This window comes from Microbacterium sp. ISL-103 (assembly GCF_018613995.1).
Classification (GTDB): domain Bacteria; phylum Actinomycetota; class Actinomycetes; order Actinomycetales; family Microbacteriaceae; genus Microbacterium.
Window position 1 is genome coordinate 1 of record NZ_JAGGPD010000044.1, and the last position, 2763, is coordinate 2763.

5 protein-coding genes and 1 tRNA gene are annotated in these 2763 nt (G+C 67.3%); 2 read left to right on the forward strand and 4 right to left on the reverse strand.

Translation table 11 applies throughout. From position 1 onward, the window contains the following. Window positions 1–85: 85 nt before the first annotated feature. Window positions 86–158 (forward strand) — tRNA-Val (locus J7E68_RS02110). 81 nt (window positions 159–239) lie between these two features. Here the strand turns inward: J7E68_RS02110 and J7E68_RS02115 are convergent. Further along, a complete protein-coding gene (locus tag J7E68_RS02115) occupies window positions 240–503 on the reverse strand; it encodes a hypothetical protein (RefSeq protein ID WP_215169430.1) in 264 nt (87 codons plus the stop codon). A 215-nt stretch (window positions 504–718) separates the two neighbouring features. Between J7E68_RS02115 and J7E68_RS02120 the strand changes: the two genes are divergently transcribed. Further along, window positions 719–1006 carry a GIY-YIG nuclease family protein gene (locus tag J7E68_RS02120; protein ID WP_311416073.1) on the forward strand — a complete coding sequence of 96 codons (288 nt, stop codon included), beginning with the start codon at window positions 719–721 and terminating at the stop codon, window positions 1004–1006. Window positions 1007–1056: 50 nt separating this feature from the next. Here J7E68_RS02120 and J7E68_RS02125 read toward each other — a convergent pair whose 3' ends face one another. The 3 genes from J7E68_RS02125 to J7E68_RS02135 all read right to left on the reverse strand — a co-directional run. Further along, window positions 1057–1437 (reverse strand): SPW repeat protein, encoded by a 381-nt coding sequence (locus J7E68_RS02125; protein ID WP_215169432.1) that lies wholly within the window; start codon window positions 1435–1437, stop codon window positions 1057–1059. A gap of 94 nt (window positions 1438–1531) precedes the next feature. Continuing rightward, on the reverse strand, window positions 1532–2110 hold the full coding sequence (locus tag J7E68_RS02130; protein ID WP_215169435.1) for a type II toxin-antitoxin system PemK/MazF family toxin: 579 nt from the start codon (window positions 2108–2110) through the stop codon (window positions 1532–1534). 20 nt (window positions 2111–2130) lie between these two features. After that, window positions 2131–2763: ammonium transporter (locus J7E68_RS02135; RefSeq protein WP_396652480.1), on the reverse strand; the 633-nt coding region annotated here is incomplete at its 5' end.

Below are 2763 nucleotides of genomic sequence, written 5' to 3' on the forward strand. Positions count from 1 at the left end.
AAAGCGATTCTCGCGCGTGTCTCCCAGGGTGGTCAACGCGGCCTCCGACGGTCGGGTAGTATCGGTTGACGTACCCCACGGGTATGGGCGATTGGCGCAGTTGGTAGCGCGCTTCCTTCACACGGAAGAGGTCATCGGTTCGAGTCCGGTATCGCCCACAGACACAGGCCCCGCGCGTCGCTCATCGAGCGAACCGCGGGGCTTTCTCCTTCTCTGGATCAGTGCGGGAACACCGGCCGTCAGTCGCCGGCATCCCGCGTGCGCCGCATCGCTCGAACGACGCAATACGTCACGAACACCGCCCAGAGGCACCACACCGCCCACACACCGGGCGAAGTGATCAGCGGCTCGGACGTGCAGTAGCTCACTGAGGGATCGACGGCGTCGTAGCAGGATCCGACGCTGACGCCCGTGACGACGAGCGCCGACACGGCGCTGAACACCGCGAGCGCCACCCACACCCCGCGGTGCTCCCGTCGGCCCCCACCCGGATCTCGCCTCATGCCGAGACACGAGCGCGTGCCGCGGACGGACCCTGCGGCGCGGCAGGGCTGACGTCCGGGGTCCGGCGTAGGGTCCGAGGGGGACGAGCACTTCTCTTCCCGGTCCCTGCACGCTGTGCGGCCGCTCGCGCGGAACCCGCGTCGGCACCGCACTGCTGTGCCAGTGGTGCGGCTGGCGGTACGGCGACTCCCCCGACCCCGACCTCCCGCGCCCCGTGATCGAGGTCGTGTACTACATCCGCTACGACCGTCGGGTGAAGATCGGCACGAGCAGACGCCCGCGGCAGCGGCTCGCCAGCATCCGCCATGAGGAACTCCTGGCATTCGAACCCGGAGGGCGAGATGTCGAGCAGGCGAGGCACAGGGAGTTCGCCGACGTCCGCGAGGGCGGCGAATGGTTCACGCTCACCCCGCGGCTCGAGAATCACATCGCCGGGCTACGAGCCGTCGATGATCCCTGGCAGCTCTATGCACGCTGGGTGAGCCTGGCCCTGCAGAACTGAAGCCCCGCACGGGGCCGACGTTCCGTGCGGGGCTTCAGAGTTCAGCGTGGTCAGGCGCGCGCGGCCTTGACCTTCGCAGGCTGAGGCTGCGAGAACAGCACCACGATGATCACGGCGACACCCACGACCACGTGCGGCACCCAGACGTTCGGCGCCTCGGTCGAGAAGCCGAAGATCCACGGCGACAGCGCCAGGAAGAGGCTCGCGACGATGTCGAAGACGAGGTGGACGGGCATGGGAATGAAGCCGAAGGGGCCCCATTCGTACTTCGTGAACAGGCTGTAGACGATCAGTCCGACGCCGAGCACGATCGGGATGATCACGGCGGGGCCGCCGATGCCCGAGAAGCCGAAGAGCCACGGAGCAGCGATCAGCGCCACTCCGACGATGTAGTCGAGAATTCCATGGACCTTGGTGGGGATGAAACGCATGATTGCCTCCTGTGGTGTCGTCGCGTGCTGCGACTCACAGACTGTTCGCAGCCATTCGCCGAACGGATTGCGCAGGGGCAGACGTGTCAGGCCCTCAGGAACTCGCCCAACCGTATCGCCGTGCGAGTGCGGCAGCGACACGGTCATAGCGAGACCTGTCGAGCACCGCGGCTTCGCGCCGCAGTCCGCCCTCGTGCACGCTGTACAGCTGCTCGATGTCGACCCACGACTCCCGCCCTTGCGAGTCCCAGGCGCCGGAGCCGATCGACAGATAGTCGCGATCGCGGTCGTGCGCCTTGCTCGTCATCCGCACCGCGTACACGCGGTCTGCGGATTCTCGACCGATCACCAGCACCGGTCGGTCCTTGCCTCGCCCGTCGTTCTCTTCGTACGGCACCCAGGTCCAGATGATCTCACCGGCGTCGGGGGCGCCATCCCGATCCGGTGCGTAGTCGATGCGGAGATCATCGATCCGGTCGGGATCGATGCGCACGGTCGCCGTCCCCTGCCGCTGCTCCTGAGAAGCCGCCGATTTCGCGGCGTGCGCCTCTTCCGTGGTGCGCAGACGCGAGACCGGGCGTCTCGGACGAGTAGTCCGAGACGCCCGGTCAGATCCCAGTGCTGTGAAGAGGATCTCCGCGAGTCTTGCCAGGATGCCGTTGGTGTTGCTCACACGGTCACCCTAACCGCAGATCAGGCGTCGGCCAGCGCGTAGCCTTCCTCGCCGTGGACGACCTGGTCGACACCGGCGATCTCGTCTTCGCTCGTGATGCGGAAGCCGATCGTCTTCTCGATCGCGAAGCCGATGATGAACGCGACGACGAAGGAGTAGATCAGCACACCCAGCGCCGCGATCGCCTGGACGGCGAGCTGACGAACGTCACCGCCGACGAACAGGCCGGTGCCGGTGGCGAAGAAGCCGAGGTAGAGCGTTCCGATGAGACCACCGACGAGGTGGATGCCGACCACGTCGAGCGAGTCGTCGAAGCCGAGGCGGAACTTCATCTCGACGGCGAGTGCGCAGACGATACCGGCGACGGCACCGAGCAGCAGCGACCAGCCGGGCGTCAGGTTCGCGCAGGCCGGGGTGATGGCGACGAGACCTGCGACCGCACCGGATGCCGCGCCGATCGAGGTGGCCTTGCCGTCCTTGATGCGCTCGATGAGGATCCAGCCGAGGATCGCGGCAGCCGTGGCGCCGAGGGTGTTCAGACCGATGAGTCCGACGCCGCCCATGTCTTCTGCGAGCCACTCCGCTCCGGCGTTGAAGCCGAACCAGCCGAACCACAGCCGAGCGGCCCCGCGCACCGCCGCCGGCCCGTCGTG